This is a genomic window from Mucilaginibacter sp. (assembly GCF_964263795.1).
In the GTDB taxonomy this organism is placed as follows: Bacteria; Bacteroidota; Bacteroidia; order Sphingobacteriales; family Sphingobacteriaceae; genus Mucilaginibacter.
Map to the genome: position 1 here is coordinate 14,061 of NZ_CAXVWK010000056.1, position 15,679 is coordinate 29,739.

Consider the following 15,679-nt stretch of genomic DNA (forward strand, 5'->3'; position numbering starts at 1 on the left):
TTATTTGTGGTTTTTGTTCCACCCAATCTTCATTTTGCCACCTTCTTCATGGGCGCGTATATGCACTACAATACCCTTAAAGCGCCTCTTTTTCAATTCGGCCTGATCGGTAATTTCTGCATCCTTTTCGGGGTTTCGCAGGGGCACATCAAGGGCTATATCTGTACCATTGTTTAGCCCGTAAACACCGGCCACATCCATATTTATTACGCTGGAACTTAACTCCAGGGGATGGATGATGATGTTATCTCCCTTCAGGTCGAAGTGTGCATCCAGGCTTGGTATCATAATATTCTTAAGATCCCTAAACGGAAATGCGAATTTACCAACACCTGTAATTGGCTTAAAGTTCAGTAATGCGGCGTTTTTAAGGTTCAGGTCAATGTTGCCGTTTATTGATCGCGGTACTATACTGCCGGCATTGGTTATGCCACCGGTGATCTTCGCACGGGCAGAAAGGTAGCCCTTAAGGTTTTCGTACGTAAAGTCCTTTAATCCAAAATTATCAAAGGCGTAAAAAAACTCGCGCATGTTTACATTGCTAACTACCGTGTTAATACCAAAGTTGTTTAGCCCTTTGCCCTGGGTAATGCGCCCGTTGATATTTAACGAACCGCCGGCATGCTGTAAGCTTACGTTTTTAAGGATGATGCCATCCTCTGTAGTTAACAGATCGGCGCGGGTATTGGTGGCTAAAAATTTGTTGTAATGCAGATTGTCAACTTCCAGGTGCATCTCGGCCTTGCCGCGCTCCAGGGCGTTACTTAACTGGCGTACAATATTTGGGCTGTTAGCTGTTGCCGGTTTAGCCGGTGCTGCTTTACGTGCCCCCAAAAAGCCTAAAAATTCGCCCAGGTAAAGCTGCGGGCTTTTAATTTGCCAGGTAAGCAGGATCTTCTCCGGGGCATCGTAATATACATTCAAAAAATTATTTACCCGTCCGTTCATGGTTACCACACTGCGCCCGCTTTGTAAACGGATGTTGCTTAATATCAGGTCATCTTTAACAAAATTGATAGAAAATGATGTCTTTTTAAGTTTAATACCCCGGGGGAAATAATCGATATCAGCCTCCCTGAAATGAATAGCACCCTGCACCTTTGGCTTATTAATCTCATAATCTACTACGTCTGCCCGGTAATTGAGGTTGATATCGGCCCATCCGTTGCTGAATTTGGCTTCGTTATCGTCAAAAAAGTAGTTAAGATCTGCCGCCGGAAAGGTTGATTTAAAGTTACCGGTAGCAATAGGCTTAACCAGGTTTACAATAGTGCCTGTGTCTACTTTAAATGGCAGGTGGTTGTAAGTGCCCGTCAAACCGATCAGTTTGATCACCGAGTTCTCATCGCCCAGCGGCTGGCTTTTGATATAGCTGTTGGTAAAGATCCCGTCGAAGTTACAATTGTCAATAATGCTGCCGGGGATGGTAAGCTTGTTATTCCTGGTTTTAGCGGTAACATATAGCAACGGGTCGCCGCCGCCGCCAAAACTGCCGGATATGCTGGCCGTTACCGCAATGGGCTTGGCCAGGTCAAACCTTTTTAGTGCCTTGTTGATGTTAGGCGCCAGTAGTGCACCTGCATTGCGCCATAGTATTTTATCGGCTGCTACATAGATAGTGAAGCTTGTCGGGGCTTTGGCCGTTTCAAAAACAGCGTTAATATTGAAAGGATCGTCGCCAATGTTCAGCGGCGTTGCCTTGATATTGATGCGGCCTTTATCTTCATTGTACCCGGCCACAAAATCGCCAACAAGGTGTTTGTTTTTTATAAAACTGCCGCGCAGGCTATTAAAGGCCATGCTTTTAGCCATTACATCCAGGTGGAAATCTGCACGCCAGCCGGTATCCGGATAGGTCATGTGGCCGCGCAAGTCGTTAACGCCGAAGCTGAAAAGTTTATGCGCCTTTTCATCATTCAAGGTAAACCCAACATTGTTGAGTGTAAATTTCTTTAACTGGGTTGATGAGCTGCTCTCCGATTTATTGTCCTTTACCTTTTTGTTGTCTTTTTTAAACACTGCGGTATTGCTGTACCCGCTGGTATCGGTATAAAGGTCTATTGCCGCATTACTGATCTCGATATGGTTAACATCTATAGTACCCCTGAACAGGGCGGCTGTGTTGATCGATACGTCAAACTCTTTGGCATCCAGCAAAGTATGTTTATGCCGTGCAAATTGTTTATCGCGGATGGTCACATTCTTTAATGACAGCGAAACATCCGGAAAACCTTTAAAGAACCGGGGCTGCATATCGCCTATTACGAGGGTGCCGTCCACACTTTTGGCCAACTGCTCGTTAACCATTTTAAGTACCTTCGCCTTATTGAACGTTATGTACAGGGACAGACCAACCACAACCAATACAAGAAGCAGTGCCAGCCCGGCTAATATTTTGAGCGACGTTTTTAACCAATTAGGCATTTGAATGATTTTAGGGAATAATACCTAAATACGTGATTTTGTTTTACTTGTAACAGAATGGTTAAGAGCGGTGTGGAATAGTGTAGAAACAGATGTCACGACTATCATCAGGTGTTAGTAAGCGGCTAAATATCGGGCGCAACTAATTGGCTGCCATATATTCCTTTAAACCTTATATTAGCACTGCAAACAATATGAATCTTAAACCCGAACTACGCACCGTTAATGTTACCCGCTATGTAACGCCCCTGCGCGAGGGCGGCTCACTGCCTGCTATTGCCGAGGCTGACGACGGTTTTTTATATGTACTTAAATTTAGAGGCGCGGGACAGGGGCCAAAAGCCCTCATTGCCGAACTGATAGGCGGTGAAATTGCACGGCTGCTGGGGTTCCGCATCCCCGAACTGGTGTTTGTAAATCTTGATGAAGCCTTTGGCCGCACCGAACCAGATGAAGAAATTCAGGACCTGCTAAAATTCAGTGTTGGGCTTAACCTGGCATTGCATTACCTGCAGGGGGCCATTACCTTCGACCCGACTGTTACCCTGGTAGATAGTAAGCTTTCCTCGCAAATTGTATGGCTGGATGCCTTGCTTACCAACGTTGACCGTACCGTACGGAACACCAATATGCTGATGTGGCATAAAGAGTTATGGCTGATAGACCACGGGGCTGCCCTGTACTTTCATCACAGTATGGAAAATTGGGAAGAGCAAAGTGAACGGCCTTTTGTACAAATAAAAGACCATGTTTTGCTTAAAAAAGCGGCTGATCTGCAACTGGTAGACCCGGAATTTAAAGCCATACTAACGCCCCAGCGGATAAACGCAATAGTGGCTATCATCCCGGATGAATGGCTCACCGACCGGTCTTTTGAGACCGCTGATGACCAGCGGCAGGTGTACGCTAAGTTTTTGAACAACCGATTACTCCATTCCGATATTTTTGTAACCGAAGCCCAACATGCAAGATCGTTACTTATTTGAGTACGCCGTTATACGCGTTGTACCAAGGGTAGAGCGTGAAGAATTTATGAACGTTGGGGTTGTGCTTTATTGCAACAGGCAAAAATACCTAAAGATGTTGTACCAGGTTGATGTGCAACGGCTCAACGCTTTATTTACAGAGCTGGATGTGGCAGAACTTGAAGAAAACCTGCAATCTTATCAGCGCATTTGCGCAGGCGATAAAGATGGCGGGCCTATTGCGTTGCTAGATGCCGCTTCGCGTTTCAGGTGGTTAACCGCAACGCGCAGCACAGTTGTGCAGTCATCAAAAGTCCATCCTGGTTTTTGCCTGGATGGTGAGGATACGCTTGTTAAATTGTTTAACCAATTAGTTTTATAACCAAATATAAATGCGCTTAATAACTCCCTTTAAAAGGTTATTAAGTCTAAACCTAAACATATCATGAAGTTAAAATTTTTGTTGATTCCAGCAGTGTTACTAACAGCTTGTAAAGCTCCCGTTAAAGAAACTGAAACCGGTAAGGAAGGCGCCTTGGCACCCATCCAGGGAACCTGGAAGCTGTTTTCGGCAGTTACGGTAACCAAAGGCGACAGCGTGGTCACTTATCCTATTAAAGGTAACAAAGAAGAAATGATCAAGGTTATTAACGGCGATCATTTTGCTTTCTTTAAGCACGACCTGAAAGGCGGTGCGGGCAAACCTATTTTTGATTCTGGCGCCGGTACTTACAAATTTGCGGACGACAAATACACCGAAAATTTGGACTATTGCAACTACCGGGAATGGGAAGGCCATTCTTTCGATTTCAAGGTAACATTTAAGGGCGATACGCTGGTGCAAAAAGGCATTGAAAAGATAGACAGCCTGAATGTTAACCGCGAGATTGTAGAAACCTATGTCAGGATTAAAAAATAATCTTTGCGTTTAAGGCGTACAAGTCATTGAAAGCCGGCGAATACTATTTGGCGGAATTGGCTGATTATCTATTAGTTTGGAAAATGGATGCTTGGGGCTAAAGCGTATCAGTTAGGTTTAATATGCTAATTGTCAGTTATTTGTAATAGTTATTATTGCCATTTTGAAATAAACTTTAATAGATTTGGGAGTTATCAACCATTATGAAAATCTTATGAATGTTATTTCTATTAAAAGAGCCTTTGCCCTTTGTTTTGCTTTGCTATGCTTCGTTAATGTTGTATCAGCGCAAAAATTTAAAGTGATCGCTTTTTATACCGCTAAAGAAGATCAGGCGCATATCAGTTTTGTGCATGAGGCTAATAAGTGGTTTCCGCAGATGGCTAAAAAGTACAATTTTAGCTACGATAGTACCAATAACTGGAGTAACCTTAATGAGGCCTACCTGGCTAAATACAAAGTAGTTTTGTTTTTAGATACCCGCCCCGAAGACCCCGCACAGCGAAAAGCGTTTGAAGCTTACATGAAAGGCGGCGGCGGTTGGATGGGTTTCCATTTTGCGGCGTTTGCGCTGGATAAATCTGCAGTGCCCAATAACTGGGATTGGTACCATGACGAATTTTTGGGATCGGGGCAGTACGGCAGTAATACCTGGCGGCCTACGTCGGCCATTTTGCGGGTAGAAGACCGTAAGCATCCGGCAACTAAAAACCTTCCGGAGACTTTTAAGGCCTCGCCAAATGAATGGTATCGCTGGGAAAAGGACTTGCGGTTAAACCCTGCCATAAAAATCCTGGCAAGTATCGATTCTGCCAGTTTCCCGCTGGGTACCGGTCCTAAGCTGCACGAAATCTGGCACACTGGCTACTACCCTGTGGTGTGGACCAATCAAAACTACAAGATGATCTATCTGAATATGGGCCATAATGATATCGATTATGAACACAAAACCAACAAGGACCTCTCTCATACGCTGGGTAACCCGGTTGAGGATAAATTGATCCTTGATGCAATTATGTGGATGGGCACCGGTAAAAAGGCAGTTGGTAAATAAATTTCTGTATAAAACCGATACATTTGGCATTACAAAAATTCAATCTGCAATAAATGAAAAAAGGATTTCTCATAGCCTGCTCTGTACTGGTATCCGCAGCAGCGTTAGCGCAATCAGCAGCCCAGCCAAAAATGCTGTACTCTGCCCTAAATAAAACGGTTAAGGTATACGTAACCGAAAAAGGATCGAACAAGCGCCTGGCACCAGGCGGTTCGTTAAAGTTTACCGCCAACCCGCAACCACCGGAAACAGAAACCCTGGTTTTTGTTGATCCTGCCAAAAAGTTCCAAACTATGCTGGGAATAGGCGGCGCATTAACAGATGCCGTTGCCGAGACTTTTTATAAATTGCCTAAAGACAAGCAGAAGGAGCTTTTAGCCGCTTATTATGATAAAAACATAGGCATTGGCTTTACCCTTGCCCGCACCAACATCCAAAGCTGCGATTTTAGCAGCGGCAGCTACAGTTACGTTAAAGAAGGTGATGCTGCGTTAAACACGTTCGATATCAGCCACGATAAAAAATACCGTATCCCTTTTATCAAAGAGGCAACGGCCGCGGCTGGTGGCAAATTAACCATGTTTGTATCGCCATGGAGCCCGCCGGCCTTTATGAAAGACAATAACGATGTTTTACACGGTGGTAAGCTAAAACCGGCTTTCGCGCAAAACTGGGCTAACTTTTATGTAAAGTTTATTAACGAATATGAAAAGATAGGTATCCCGATATGGGGCTTATCTGTGCAGAACGAACCAATGGCTACCCAAACCTGGGAAAGTTGCAAGTATACTGCCGAAGAAGAACGCGATTTTGTGAAGAACTTTTTAGGCCCAACGCTGGCAAAAGGCGGCATGGCAGCAAAAAAATTAATTGTTTGGGATCATAACCGTGATCTGTTGTATCAGCGGGCCAGCACTATCCTGGAAGATCCGGCTGCTGCTAAATACATCTGGGGCATCGGCTTCCACTGGTATGAAACCTGGACAGGTGCCGGTCAGAATTTTGATGCGCTGCGCCTGACCCACAACGCATTCCCTGATAAAAATCTGATCTTTACCGAAGGTTGTGTAGAGAAATTTGATTTTAACCGCTTGAACGATTGGGCGCTGGGCGAACGTTACGGCCTGTCGATGATCAATGATTTTAATGCCGGCACTGTAGGGTGGACAGATTGGAACATTCTTTTAGATGAAAAGGGCGGCCCTAATCACGTGGGTAACTTTTGCTTTGCGCCGGTACATGCCGATACCCGCAACGGCAGCCTCATTTATACCAACTCGTATTATTACATGGGCCATTTTTCTAAATTTATTAAGCCGGGTGCTAAGCGTATAGCCAGTGCGGCCAGCAGGGATAAATTGCTTACAACAGCTTACATGAACCCTGATGGTAAAATTGCCGTAGTGGTAATGAACCGTACCGACGAAAAGATCGATTATAATCTTTGGATAAAAGGCTTATCAGCCAAAACCAGCGCCGAGCCGCATTCAATAGCAACGCTGATTGTAGAGTAATTTAAAATACATGAAAAAGGCGCTTTGAAATATTCAAAGCGCCTTTTTTATTAATCACCTATATTTAGCTCTGTATATTGTTGCCTAAACCTACAGGTCTAAACGGACGCCTTTACCTATAATTCAAATTGATTATAGCTGTCACTGTTACAACCCATTTGGTTGTTTAAGTTAAATATTCTAAAATGGAGTTTATTGGCAGCAACCTTTTAGAATAAACGATGTTAAGATGATGTAAACGAAACTTAATCAACCAAATGAAAACAAAATCAATCACTTACGCAGCGCTCTTCTGTATGATGGGGGCCGTAGCCTGCAAAAGCAGCGGTTCAAAAACAACTACAGATAGTACAAGCGTAGATACAACAGTAGTAAACAAAGTAGATACAACTAAAAAAGCCGACGTTAAACCTAAAGGTGCTGCACCGGCTTGGGCACCCGATATTAAACCGGAGATGCAGGCGGTTATCGAAAAACTGGAAAGCTTTGGCGATAAACCCATTCCGCAGTTAACCGCTGCAGAAGCGCGTAAAAATCATACCGCTACAGATGCGGTAATGGGTGTAATGAAAGATTTTAATATCCCTAAGCCTGTATTTAATGTTGATACGATGGGCAAAGATATCCCGGTAGATGGCGGCAGCATCCATGCACGTGTGTATATCCCTAAGACCGGCAAAAGCAACTACCCGGTAATTGTTTACTATCATGGCGGCGGCTTTGTAATAGCCAACCTTGATGTGTATGATGCATCGGCAAATGTACTGGCCGATAAAGTAGGTGCTGTGGTGGTATCTGTAGCGTACCGTTTAGCTCCCGAGCATAAATTCCCTGTTGCACATAATGATGCTTATGCTGCTTACAACTGGGTGGTAGATAATGCAGCTTCTATTCAGGGCGACCCTAAAAAGATTGCCGTAGCAGGCGAAAGTGCCGGCGGTAACCTGGCCGTAAATACAGCCATTAAAGCACGCGATAGCAAAATCATGCTGCCTACTGCTATATTGGCCGTTTACCCCGTAGCCGGATCGGATATGAATACCAAATCGTACGTTAAAAATGCAGCTGCAAAACCATTGGATAAACCTATGATGATGTGGTTTGTAAAAAATTATTTGAACAGCATGGCCGAAGCTAAAGATCCACGAATCAATTTAGTTGCAGCCAACCTGAAGGGCCTGCCGGCAACAACCATTATTACCGCCAGTATTGACCCGCTGCAAAGCGACGGCATGATGCTGACCGATAAATTAAAGGCTGCCGGCGTTACTGTAGACAGTAAAAATTATGACGGTGTAACCCACGAATTTTTTGGAATGGGTGCCGTGGTGCCCCAAGCTAAAGATGCGGAAACTTATGCTGTAGACCAGCTTAAAAAAGCTTTTGGTTTATAATACGGTTTAATATAAATTATCAAACAAACACAAAGGGCACAGAGAGATCTGTGCCCTTTGTTATTACCGGTATATACCTTATGCTCTCTGTAGTTAACCAATAATCAATACCTATATTTGAGTAAACCATTACCTGCACCGACCATGAAAACCGTAACCCGCCTGTTCCTTACGTTGATTTTTTGCTTTGTGGCCTTGCATATATCCGCACAAACCAAACGGCTTACTTATTGCAACCCGCTTAACCTTGATTACGGCTACACACCTTGAAAACTTTGCGGCCTGGGGCAAGCACCGCGCTACTGCCGACCCAACCATGACCTTTTTTAAAGGTAACTACTACCTTTTCAGCACCAACCAGTTTGGCTACTGGTGGAGCGCAGACATGCTTAACTGGAATTTTGTTCACCGCAAATTTGTACGCCCGTATAATGAGGTACAGGGCGATGAGCTTTGCGCACCGGCAACACTGGTGCTGGGCGATACGCTGCTGGTTATCGGATCTACTTACAATAAAGATTTCACCCTTTGGATGAGCACCGACCCTACGCACGATAACTGGAAAGCCGCTAAAGATTACTTTAAGGTAGGCGCCTGGGACCCCGGTATGTTTGCCGATGATGACGGCAGGGTTTACATTTACCACGGCAGCAGCAACACATTGCCGCTTTACGGGCAGGAGATAGACAGGAAAACATTTGAGCCTATCGGCCCGAAAAAGGAGATGATCAAACTAAACTGGGAACAGCATGGCTGGGAGCGTTTTGGCGAAAATAATGACAACGTTTTCCTGACCGGCTTTATGGAGGGCAGCTGGATGAATAAGCACAACGGTAAATATTACCTGCAATACGGGGCGCCCGGCACCGAAGGCAAAGGTTACGGTGATGGCGTTTATGTGGGCGAAAAGCCGCTTGGCCCGTTCAAGTATCAAAGCCACAACCCATTCAGTTATAAGCCGGGCGGTTTTGCTAAAGGTGCGGGGCACGGCGCTACCTGGGCCGATAAATTTGGCAACTACTGGCACATCAGCACCATGGTTATCGATGTGAAAAACAACTTTGAGCGCCGGATAGGCTTTTGGCCGGCAGGGTTTGATAACAACGGTATTCTATACACCAACACTGCCTACGGCGATTACCCGCATTACCTGTCGGCAGGTAAGGAAGACCACCTGAAAAGCAATTTTACCGGCTGGATGCTGTTGAACTATAATAAGCCGGTGCAGGTATCATCAACCCTTGGCGCCTACGTGCCTAACCTGGCTGTAGATGAAGATATCAAAACCTACTGGAGCGCTAAAACCGGTAACAAAGGCGAATGGATGCAGACAGATTTAGGAGAGGTGAGTACGGTAAAGGCCATACAGATCAACTACGCCGATCAGGATGCCGGTTTCATGGGCAAGTCGCAGGGAGTATATCATCAGTATGTGATCACAGCATCCGCAGATGGCAAAACCTGGCGAACACTGGTAGATAAGCGTAACAACAAAAAGGACGTTCCGCATGATTATGTAGAATTAAAAACCCCGGCCAAAGCGCGGTATTTAAAGATCACCAACCTGCATATGCCAACCGGCAAGTTTACCCTGTCGGGCTTTAGGGTATTTGGTAAGGGTGGTGGTATGGCACCCGATACCGTACGTAACCTTATTGTGCTGCGCGGCAAAGAAGAAAACCGTAACTCCTGGCTACGCTGGCGGCAAACCGACGGCGCCGTCGGTTATACAATTTACATGGGCATAGCACCGGATAAGTTATATAATAACATAATGGTTTATAACGTAAACGAGTATTACTTTAACGGGATGGAAAAAAATGTGCCTTACTATTTCCAGATAGAAGCGTTTAACGAGAACGGTATCAGCAAACGCACAAATGTGATAAAGGTAGAATAGGAATGCGGTTTTTTATGGATAAAGGTCCGCCGCGTTTCCCAGTTAATCAGATGCGAAATTCCGGGACGAAAACCGGCAATCTTTGATTATTAAAACGAATTTGGTAGCGGTTTATTATGTGTTAACCCGCTGTTTCTGCAAATCATTGTAGCTTAGTATTTTAAGCTAAATTTTTGCCAAAAAGTGTAAACCTTTGTTAACCTTTTTCCATTTTTTATTGCTCAAGAATATTTTACGACGGCGCAAATTCCCCTTTGTTGACGATTATTTGTTTGGCTTAATAATTGCGCGATACGGTAACTCAACCAGCACTATGTTAAAATACCTGTGTTTAATTGCTATACCTTTTATCACCATTAAGGCAATCGCCCAAACACCAGATAGCCTGTTAAAACCATCACCCATTAAAACGCTTACCGCCCAGCAATACAACGCTTTAATTAATGGTCAGGATCAATACGGGATGGGACTGGTGGCTGAGCTTAACGGCTTCCCATCGCCGGATAAGGCGCTGAAGTTTAAAAAGGAGATAGATCTGAGCCCTATTCAAATTGCCACCCTTACTAAAATGAGCACGGAGTTAAAGCGCAAGAAAATAGAAATGGGCAACTTTATCGTGACCAACGAAACTAAGCTGGAAGCCATGTTTCGCAATAAGAAACTGAACGAAAGCGAGGTGATATTTTACACCAACCGTTATGGCCTTTACCAGGGCGAATTGCGAAACGCTATTTTACAGGCATCGTTAAAAACATGGCAGCTGTTATCGCCGCAGCAGCTTAACAAGCTGTCAACATTCAAGAAATCATAATTAACAATATGCCGTTTGATTTATTTAATTTAGCGGCCAATAAAATTGTATGAAGATTACATTTGATTTTGAAAAACCCCTTGCAGAACTACAGGGACAGATAGAAAAAGTAAGGCAGGTTGAAGAGAAGAACAAGCTGGATATGTCGGCCACCGTTGCCGAATTGGAAGCTAAGCTCGAGACTTCCAAAAACGATATATATTCTAATTTAACAGGCTGGCAAAAAGTGCAGATTTCCCGCCATCCCGAAAGGCCTTACACCTTACAGTACCTGGAGCTGATGTGCGATGACTTTATTGAATTGCATGGCGACCGTACGGTAGGGGATGACAAAGCAATTATAGGCGGCTTTGGCACCATGAACGGCCAAACTGCTATGTTTATCGGGCATCAGAAAGGGCGTAATACCAAGGAGCGCCAATACCGCAACTTTGGTATGGCTAACCCCGAGGGTTACCGTAAAGCGTTGCGTTTAATGAAGATGGCCGAGAAATTTGGCAAGCCGGTTATTACGCTGATAGATACGCCCGGAGCGTTCCCCGGCCTGGAAGCCGAAGAGCGCGGACAAGGCGAGGCAATTGCCCGTAATCTGTTGGAGATGGCTGTATTAAAAGTGCCTGTTATTTGTGTAGTAATTGGCGAGGGTGCATCCGGCGGTGCGTTGGGTATAGGCATAGGCGATAAGGTGCTGATGCTGGACAACTCCTGGTATTCGGTAATTTCCCCAGAGAATTGCTCGACCATTTTATTTAAAACCTGGGAGCAGAAGGAGCGTGCTGCGGAAATGCTGAAGCTTACATCAACAGAGATGTTAAAAAACAAGCTGATAGATGGTGTGATCAAAGAACCTCTTGGCGGTGCCCATCAGGATCCGGTAGCTATGGCAGCCATTCTTAAAAAGCAATTGTTAAAAGATCTTAAAACCCTTGGCGAACGTAACGTAGATGAACTGGTAGCCGAGCGTATAGACAAGTTCTGCAACATGGGCGTGGTGCTGGAAAACTAACACTAACCCTTAAAGTTAAAATAAGAAAAGCGGCCAAAGGCCGCTTTTCTTATTAGTGGCTATTGCACTTGAGGTTTCTTTGGCTGATCAAATGGCTTTCCGTCTAATATAGCCTCCACTGCATCACCAATTTCAAAAATGTTGTTTTGTTTATTGTTGCTCATCAAAATAATAACCCTGCCTTTAGGTTGCTCGCCAACCACCAGGGCCTGGTAAAATACGCTGATCCCGTCATGTTTATGCAAAATAACTTTGTTGCCCTGCATCATACCGCCGCCTAAACCCGCCTGTTTGCCTGGCGCATAGGGTGTCAACAATTCATTTGTGGAAGCCGGGTTTATCAATTTAAATTTTTCGATAACCTTTTCCCATTTGTAAAAATCATCAAGGGCTACGGCCGTCCAACCGGTTATAGGGTAGATCAGGTCGCCGTGTTTGCCGGCGTTGGTATAAGATTTTGCCATAAGCGGAGTATTCTCATCCGGATCTACCACTGCTGTTTTCATCCCTGCCGGTTTCAATATCCGCTCTTCAACAAATTTATTGAAGGTCAAACCCGTTATCTTCTCTATAAGGCGCCGTTGTATAAAAACATTATTGTTGTTATAATTATAATTGGTACCCGGTGTAAAGTTGAGTTGTTGCAAATTCATCAGGTCGGCCAAATTATCGGCGTCACCTTTAATGGTTTTCCATTTCACGTCAGGTATACCGCTTGTGTATTGCAGAAGGTTTCTTACGCTAACACTATCCGCCCATTTCGGCCAATCGGGAAAAAATTTTGATAGACGGTCATCCAAATTAAGCTTACCCTGCTCTTTGAGCATCATAATGCCTACCGCGTTAAATTCCTTAGCGATAGAACCAATGTGAAAGCGGTAGTCGAGGGTTAATTTTTTAGTTTTTGATTCATCTGTAAAACCTAAAGCTTTTTTATAAAGCTCTTTACCATTATCTATTACCAGGATATTGCCGCTAAATAACCCGTCGCTGTTAGCTTTGCTAATCATTGAATCGAGCCTTACCACTTTGTTCTGGCTAAAAGCAGTTAAAGTAGATAGCACTAATATTAGAATCGTAAAAATAGGTTTGTGAAGGTTTTTCATATGCCATCTTTGACAGTTGCCACTACCAATTGTTACGGTGTAAATGACAAAAAGCGGCCAGTAGCCGCTTTTGTCATTATGGGATTTTATCAAATCTTATTGCCCGGGCATAGGCAAGCCGCCAAACTTGTTGATGTAATCTTTTAACTGCGCATCAAACTTGCTATTCAGTTTGGGCTGGTTAAAGTTTTTGGTGATGACAACCAGGTTATTAAGCAGCTGGATGTGGAATTGTACATCCCGGGCATTCACCTCATCGGCACCTTTCTGCAGCATTTGGTTGCTGTAGTTAAGTTGGTCAACAAGGTAGTCGTCCACTTTATTTACAATATCCGTCGCTATAGCCGTTTCGCCGGCACGGAACGCCGTTTGTGCCATAAAAGACTGTTTGTAGGCAATGTCTGATGAATTGACAAGGACAGGCAGTTCGGTTGCGTACTTCTTAACCACCTTTTTCGCTTCATCATTTTTACCTTCGTTTAGCAGGTTTTCACCCAAATTGGTAAACATATCTATAAATACCCTGAAGAATAACGTTAACGACTCATGGTCAAGATTCTTAGCGGTTTTATAATTGCCGTATTTAAATTTGTTCATTACGTTGTTATACATTGACTGCGTATTGGTGTACTCCATTGGTTGCCTGGTCGTATCGGGTGCAAACGGCATCAATCGCAATGCTAAACCTTCATTGTAAAAGTATTTGTCCAGCCCCAGCATGTTTTCATTGCCGGCAGTAACGGTAAAGTAAATAGGGCGTTTCCAGTTGTTATGGGCAATAATGTCCATAATAGCCAGGTTATCTTTGGTAACGTATTTCGCCGGGAATGTAAAATCAATTTCCGGTACTATACGGGCCCTTTCGCTTGCCGGTACAGCGCCTGCTTTAATCACTTCATCAGCGTTTACAGTAAGCTTCAAATTTTTGGTAGGCAGGTAATTGGCAGCATCAACACCTTCATAAAGCTGGGCTTTAGTTTGCGGATCATCCGATGTGATAAAGTCAAACACCTCTTTCAATTCCGTAGGGCCGTTAACTTTAGCATCGTTATAATAGATCACATCACGCACCCCTGTTTTAAACTTGTCATAAGGCATAGTGATAGGCAGCGGCTCAGAATCGTTCATTTTTTGCTTCATCTGGCGAATGTACCAGTCGGTACCGAGCAAGCTTAAGTTTACTATCCGCACATCCGGCCTTACGCCTTCCACTTCCTGGATGTACCAGAGCGGGTAGGTGTCGTTATCGGCAAAGCAAAACAAAATGGCATTAGGCGCACAGGAATTAAGGTAATTGTAAGCCGAATCATGTGGTGTCATTTTAGTGGAGCGGTCATGATCATCCCATTCCTGGCTGGCCATTAGTACAGGAGCGGCCAGCAAACAAACAGATGTAGCTATCATAGCACCCGTGCGGGCATTAAGTTTTTTACTGATGAATTCTGCTATCATCAACACGCCCAAGCCTATCCAGATGGCAAAGGCGTAAAACGAACCTGCATAAGCATAGTCGCGCTCGCGTGGCTGCAGTGGGTCCTGGTTAAGGTAAAGCACAATGGCCAGGCCTGTAAAAAAGAACAGTACCACCACAACACCCGCATCGCGCTGATTGCGTTTGAAGTGGTAAACCAAACCCAGTAAGCCAATGATCAGCGGAAGGAAGTAAAGCCTGTTGTAGGCATTGCTTTCGGTCACCGATTTTGGCAGTGGCTTTTTAGGGTTAATGCCGCTTATCCAGGCACCATCAATGCCGGCGCTGTTTTGCTGGCCGTCCATTTCATTGGTGCGCCCAACAAAATTCCAAAGGAAATAGCGGGTGTACATCTGGTTGATTTGCCAGGTGGTAAAAAAGCCCAGGTTGGTAGCCATGGTTGGGTTTTCCTCTGGCCCCAGGTGCGACCACTCCCTGTAAAACTGCGGATGGTTTGGCTTTTGGCTAAACATACGCGGAAACAGGGTATTGCGATCATAAATCGTATTCAGCTTTTTACCTGCCGATTCATATTTGGTAGCCCCCTTGCGATAAATGGTCGGCCCGTCGTTCTGGTCTATAGGTTTCGAATCAAAGTACTCGCCGTACATCAGCGGAGTATCGCCATATTGGTCGCGGTTAAGATAGCTGTTAAGTGCAAAAGCATCCTGCGGGTTGCTGTTATTTAAGTTGGTGCCAGCTTTAGCGCGGATAACGATCATCACGAATGAACTGTAGCCGAATAAAATAAATACAGCGCAGATAAGCACGCGGTTAACGGCCGCGCGTTTTTCACGCACTTTTAAAACGTACTCAAAGAAGGCTAATGCTGCCGCTGCTCCAATAAGGCCGATTATGCCGGCACTGATACCTAACAGCAATACAAAACAAGCAATAGCAGTTGCAAGTGCCGCGGTAGATGGTTTAATAGTGTAATAAATACCGGCAATTAAGGCGCCGGCAACAAGCAGGAAAAATACGATAGCGCCGCTGCCAAAGCCCATGCCCAGGGTATTCACAAATAACAGATCTGAAAATGCAGCGCACTTAACCGTAAACTGAATAACACCCCACCAGATTATGGCAACGGTGATAACACCTAAAAAAAACGACCA

The 15,679-nt window shown here is 44.6% G+C and carries 13 protein-coding genes; 10 read left to right on the top strand and 3 right to left on the bottom strand.

Annotated features, from left to right (window positions below):
* The gene (locus tag ACE5CV_RS09625) at nucleotides 1–2,424 is read right to left on the bottom strand and encodes an AsmA family protein (RefSeq protein ID WP_374949956.1); all 2,424 of its coding nucleotides are present in this window, start codon (nucleotides 2,422–2,424) and stop codon (nucleotides 1–3) included.
* Nucleotides 2,425–2,618: 194 nt separating this feature from the next.
* On the opposite strand from ACE5CV_RS09625, the gene ACE5CV_RS09630 reads away from it, so the two are divergent.
* The 10 genes from ACE5CV_RS09630 to ACE5CV_RS09675 all read left to right on the top strand — a co-directional run bounded on the left by ACE5CV_RS09630 (nucleotide 2,619) and on the right by ACE5CV_RS09675 (nucleotide 11,987).
* Nucleotides 2,619–3,410 (top strand): HipA family kinase, encoded by a 792-nt coding sequence (locus ACE5CV_RS09630; RefSeq protein WP_374949957.1) that lies wholly within the window; start codon nucleotides 2,619–2,621, stop codon nucleotides 3,408–3,410.
* Nucleotides 3,388–3,771 (top strand): DUF3037 domain-containing protein, encoded by a 384-nt coding sequence (locus ACE5CV_RS09635; protein ID WP_374949958.1) that lies wholly within the window; start codon nucleotides 3,388–3,390, stop codon nucleotides 3,769–3,771. The genes ACE5CV_RS09630 and ACE5CV_RS09635 overlap by 23 nt, the downstream gene beginning before the upstream one ends.
* A gap of 63 nt (nucleotides 3,772–3,834) precedes the next feature.
* The gene (locus ACE5CV_RS09640) at nucleotides 3,835–4,308 is read left to right on the top strand and encodes a hypothetical protein (RefSeq protein WP_374949959.1); all 474 of its coding nucleotides are present in this window, start codon (nucleotides 3,835–3,837) and stop codon (nucleotides 4,306–4,308) included.
* A 214-nt stretch (nucleotides 4,309–4,522) separates the two neighbouring features.
* Nucleotides 4,523–5,362: a ThuA domain-containing protein gene (locus ACE5CV_RS09645; protein ID WP_374949960.1), complete on the top strand. Its 840-nt coding sequence runs from the start codon at nucleotides 4,523–4,525 to the stop codon at nucleotides 5,360–5,362.
* A gap of 53 nt (nucleotides 5,363–5,415) precedes the next feature.
* A complete protein-coding gene (locus tag ACE5CV_RS09650; protein ID WP_374949961.1) occupies nucleotides 5,416–6,876 on the top strand; it encodes a glycoside hydrolase family 30 beta sandwich domain-containing protein in 1,461 nt (486 codons plus the stop codon).
* Between the two features lie 257 nt (nucleotides 6,877–7,133).
* Nucleotides 7,134–8,270 carry an alpha/beta hydrolase gene (locus tag ACE5CV_RS09655; RefSeq protein ID WP_374949962.1) on the top strand — a complete coding sequence of 379 codons (1,137 nt, stop codon included), beginning with the start codon at nucleotides 7,134–7,136 and terminating at the stop codon, nucleotides 8,268–8,270.
* 144 nt (nucleotides 8,271–8,414) lie between these two features.
* On the top strand, nucleotides 8,415–8,540 hold the full coding sequence (locus ACE5CV_RS09660) for a hypothetical protein (protein WP_374949963.1): 126 nt from the start codon (nucleotides 8,415–8,417) through the stop codon (nucleotides 8,538–8,540).
* Nucleotides 8,518–10,170, top strand: coding sequence for a family 43 glycosylhydrolase (locus tag ACE5CV_RS09665; protein WP_374949964.1), 1,653 nt, complete (start codon nucleotides 8,518–8,520; stop codon nucleotides 10,168–10,170). Before ACE5CV_RS09660 ends, ACE5CV_RS09665 begins: the two co-directional genes overlap by 23 nt.
* Before the next feature lie 313 nt (nucleotides 10,171–10,483).
* On the top strand, nucleotides 10,484–10,981 hold the full coding sequence (locus tag ACE5CV_RS09670; protein ID WP_374949965.1) for a hypothetical protein: 498 nt from the start codon (nucleotides 10,484–10,486) through the stop codon (nucleotides 10,979–10,981).
* Between the two features lie 49 nt (nucleotides 10,982–11,030).
* Entirely contained in the window at nucleotides 11,031–11,987 is a 957-nt protein-coding gene (locus tag ACE5CV_RS09675) for an acetyl-CoA carboxylase carboxyltransferase subunit alpha (RefSeq protein ID WP_374949966.1), read from the top strand.
* A gap of 59 nt (nucleotides 11,988–12,046) precedes the next feature.
* Here ACE5CV_RS09675 and ACE5CV_RS09680 read toward each other — a convergent pair whose 3' ends face one another.
* Both ACE5CV_RS09680 and ACE5CV_RS09685 read right to left on the bottom strand, forming a co-directional pair.
* Complete coding sequence (locus tag ACE5CV_RS09680; RefSeq protein ID WP_374949967.1) at nucleotides 12,047–13,093, bottom strand: serine hydrolase domain-containing protein; 1,047 nt, start codon at nucleotides 13,091–13,093, stop codon at nucleotides 12,047–12,049.
* Between the two features lie 96 nt (nucleotides 13,094–13,189).
* A partial coding sequence (locus tag ACE5CV_RS09685) for a DUF2723 domain-containing protein (protein ID WP_374949968.1) occupies nucleotides 13,190–15,679 on the bottom strand: 2,490 nt, incomplete at its 5' end.

Coding starts and splice junctions, on each gene's coding strand:
- ACE5CV_RS09630 (WP_374949957.1), top strand. CDS start 2,619: ATGAATCTTAAACCCGAACTACGCACCGTTAATGTTACCCGCTATGTA.
- ACE5CV_RS09675 (WP_374949966.1), top strand. CDS start 11,031: ATGAAGATTACATTTGATTTTGAAAAACCCCTTGCAGAACTACAGGGA.
- ACE5CV_RS09655 (WP_374949962.1), top strand. CDS start 7,134: ATGAAAACAAAATCAATCACTTACGCAGCGCTCTTCTGTATGATGGGG.
- ACE5CV_RS09645 (WP_374949960.1), top strand. CDS start 4,523: ATGAATGTTATTTCTATTAAAAGAGCCTTTGCCCTTTGTTTTGCTTTG.
- ACE5CV_RS09680 (WP_374949967.1), bottom strand. CDS start 13,093: ATGAAAAACCTTCACAAACCTATTTTTACGATTCTAATATTAGTGCTA.
- ACE5CV_RS09635 (WP_374949958.1), top strand. CDS start 3,388: ATGCAAGATCGTTACTTATTTGAGTACGCCGTTATACGCGTTGTACCA.
- ACE5CV_RS09670 (WP_374949965.1), top strand. CDS start 10,484: ATGTTAAAATACCTGTGTTTAATTGCTATACCTTTTATCACCATTAAG.
- ACE5CV_RS09660 (WP_374949963.1), top strand. CDS start 8,415: ATGAAAACCGTAACCCGCCTGTTCCTTACGTTGATTTTTTGCTTTGTG.
- ACE5CV_RS09625 (WP_374949956.1), bottom strand. CDS start 2,424: ATGCCTAATTGGTTAAAAACGTCGCTCAAAATATTAGCCGGGCTGGCA.
- ACE5CV_RS09640 (WP_374949959.1), top strand. CDS start 3,835: ATGAAGTTAAAATTTTTGTTGATTCCAGCAGTGTTACTAACAGCTTGT.
- ACE5CV_RS09650 (WP_374949961.1), top strand. CDS start 5,416: ATGAAAAAAGGATTTCTCATAGCCTGCTCTGTACTGGTATCCGCAGCA.